Raw genomic sequence first — 3,157 nt, 5'->3', positions numbered from 1 at the left:
ACGCGCAGTTATCACAAAGCCTTACTCTTCATGGTGACGTCGGATACCAGCATAAACTACAAAGTGCCGGTGTATCTGGGTTTAATTTTTCTGGTGGAATGCAATATAGGTTTTAAATACTTTAAGATATAAATCCTCTGTATAGACGCAGTTTCTTGGTGCTCGTTTCCCTCTTTACAAAAGAAACATAATGTATTAAATCATTTTGGTTCTTTTGCAAAGAGAGGGGAAGAGTATTTAGGAATGTGTTCATATGAAAAAGAGATTTTTATTATGCACAGTGTCGGGGGTTTTGCTTTGCTCTCATTCCGGCCTGTTTTTTGCCTTGGCCTCTAATGTTCCCTCTGTACCGCTTGTGGGTGGAGAAAATGGTGATGTTCATGTTGCTCCCCCCTCCTCTTTGACGGTTTCGCGTTTATCGGATCTAGGCGGTGGGTCTTCTGTATCTGGGGTACATACCTCTGGAGTAGCTGGTCTTATCACCTCAAGCTCTGCCTCCCAGAATGAGCAAAACGGAAAACAGAACTCTGGAAGTAATAGTGCTGTTTCAAGAGTTCTGGGATCTGATCATGAAAACTCTTTGGGTGAATCTCGCACGAGAAAGCGTTCGTTATCGTTAGGTAGCATGCAAGTTTCGCATGCGGAGTCCGCCTCCCTCGCGGAAGCAAGAGACACACAAGCCGCGAGTGATCGTGCAAAGCCCGTTAATGGAGTTGATAACGCCGCTGGAAATATCAATATTGGTAGAAATAGTGCCGTTAATAATGCAATTGATCATGCCGATAAAAATAGTCAGACGTTTCAAGGTGTAAGAATCATCGATAATTTTCCAGTGAGCGTGAGAGAGAGGGGCTCGACTGTGAATATAGTGGGAGGGATGATAAGTTCGCGTTTTGTTGCTTTGAGTGTTCTAGGAGGCGGATCCATTAATGCCACAGACCTCGCTGTGACAGCAGTAGGAACCGGCATATTGGTCGCAGACGGTACCGTAACCCTCACAAACTCGACAATAGATATCACGAGTGATCGCGATTCCTATGGCATCTTTTTCCGGAATCATTCAACAGCCACCGGGGGAGATGGGGGTTCGCGACGTATTCGGAGTGAAGATCAATCAATTTCCTTCGAAAATGTCAGCAATCAGGTAATGTTGGAGAATACAAAGATTCTTGTCGGGAACGGTATTGGTGTCGACGCAATGATCGCGAGCGGGATGGTTGACTTTAAACATTCAACGATCTCTGCTGATATTTTATCACGGAGTGGGCAGAACGCGGAAATTGTAGTGAATGGAAAAAATGATAAAGCGAAACCGGTCCTTTTATTGTCAGCTGACCGTTCGCATTTGCAGGGCCAGGTGCAAACGCTGGGAGGAAGTAAAACCATTTTTGACCTAACTGATGGCACAGAATGGATCTTAAAGCCCAGTAAACAAATGGTACATAATGGCAAAAATTTACCTGAGCATTTAGCACTCGGCGTAGATTTCGGATCATATTCTCATCTTTCTGTTTTGGGTCTGGAAGATAGCTCCGTAGTTTTCGAAAAACCTATAGATGGACGCTACCAGATTTTGCACATAGGGCACCAATCTGCAAAAGAGGACGGGTCTCCGGCTATTCTGACAGCCTATAATGCAAGAGGTAGTGCCACACTTCATTTAAATTCTGAGTGGAGCGATAGTTCTCCCGTAATTGAGCAAAAGACCGATCGTGTTTTAATTGAAGGGCACGCGTTCGGTACAACGAGAGTTCGCGTTAATCTCCTCGGAGAGGATGCGAAATCGGTCAACGGTAATTCTCTTTTGCAGGAAAACGCGCCCTCCTCTTCCTCAAAACGTGGGGTTTCTCTTATTCAAGTTTTGGGAACAGCAGACAAAAATTCGTTTCAACTGGAAAGCGGTTATATGACAAGGAAGGGGTTACCCTATAAGTACGTACTTGCCGCCTATGGACCAGGAGAATCCGATGCTGGCCAGAATATGCTCAGAAGAGGAAATGGTAATTTCTGGGATTTTCGGTTGCAGAACGAATATGTTGATGGCGACAATAACGTGAGGGCTGTCTTGCCGCAGGTGGCGAACTACTTGGTTATGCCAAATGCTTTATTTTCTGCCGGATATACTGACATAAACAATCAGAATATTATGATAGATGATATGCGTGCGGTGGCGTTCGGACCAGAAAAACATAAGAAAGAACGGGGAATTTTCTTGTCTGCTTACGACAACAGAGTTACCCTACACTCGGGTCGTGGCCCACTGCAGTACGGGTATAATGCCGATGTAAATTACGGCGCTCTGCAAGCAGGTGTTACGCTAGCTGCGTTGGAAAATGAGGATGTAAACGTAGATTTCGGTCTTCTGGGTACATATGGAAAGCTTTCTTTCACTCCGAAAGATGTAAAGGATTCTGCAAAAACAACTCTCGATAAATGGCTGGTTTCCGCATACGCTGGCGCTCAACATAACAGCGGTGCATATGTGAACACATTCATTTCTTATGGAACTGTAAAGGGAGATATTGCTGCACCTCTTATCAGAGGCGTCACGAAATTAGATCACACCCAAACGTTAAGTGTATCCTCTACTGTCGGTCAGAAATTAGCTGTAGGTATGGAGGGGATGGTGTTTGAACCACAGGCTCAGTTTGTTTATCAAAATCTAATGTTTGATGCCATCAAGGATGCTGAAGGTTTTGAAGTAGATATGAAAAATCCTCATCAGTGGTTGATCCGTGTTGGCGGGCGTTTGGTAAAGACCGTAACGGGCGTAAAAAGAGAAGATGATGTTTTCTCCTTTTATGGCAAGGTAAACATCATTAAGGCCCTCGGCGGTGACAGCACGATACAAATCGGCGACACTTTCCACCTTGATAACATAGGGTCTTCGATTGAGGGTGGGGTTGGTGTTAACGCACAATTCTCGCAAAACATAGCCCTTCATGGTAGTGTCAGCTATCGCCACAGGCTCCAAAAAACCGGTGTATCTGGAACAAACTTTTCTGGTGGGATCAGCTACCGTTTTTGAAATATGATCCGGTAGTTATAAGCCCTATTGTAAGGCAGCACATTGTGCTGCCTTTTTCGTTAATAAAAGTATATTTTAATCAAAATATCAAAACCATCGTAATAAGTTTAGAATTATCATAAGAAGATA

1 protein-coding gene is annotated in these 3,157 nt (G+C 44.2%); it reads left to right on the top strand.

Going from position 1 to position 3,157, the window contains the following annotated elements; genetic code table 11:
- Positions 1–253 precede the first annotated feature (253 nt).
- Positions 254–3,028, top strand: coding sequence for an autotransporter outer membrane beta-barrel domain-containing protein (locus tag WCP75_RS04475; protein ID WP_336277048.1), 2,775 nt, complete (start codon positions 254–256; stop codon positions 3,026–3,028).
- Positions 3,029–3,157 lie beyond the last annotated feature (129 nt).

The sequence above is a fragment of the Bartonella numerosa genome (assembly GCF_037070845.1).
Taxonomy (GTDB): domain Bacteria; phylum Pseudomonadota; class Alphaproteobacteria; order Rhizobiales; family Rhizobiaceae; genus Bartonella.
This window is presented reverse-complemented; position numbering and strand designations above follow the sequence as displayed.

Excerpts from the sequence above, each read along its gene's own strand:
- WCP75_RS04475 (WP_336277048.1), top strand. The coding sequence starts at position 254 with ATGAAAAAGAGATTTTTATTATGCACAGTGTCGGGGGTTTTGCTTTGC.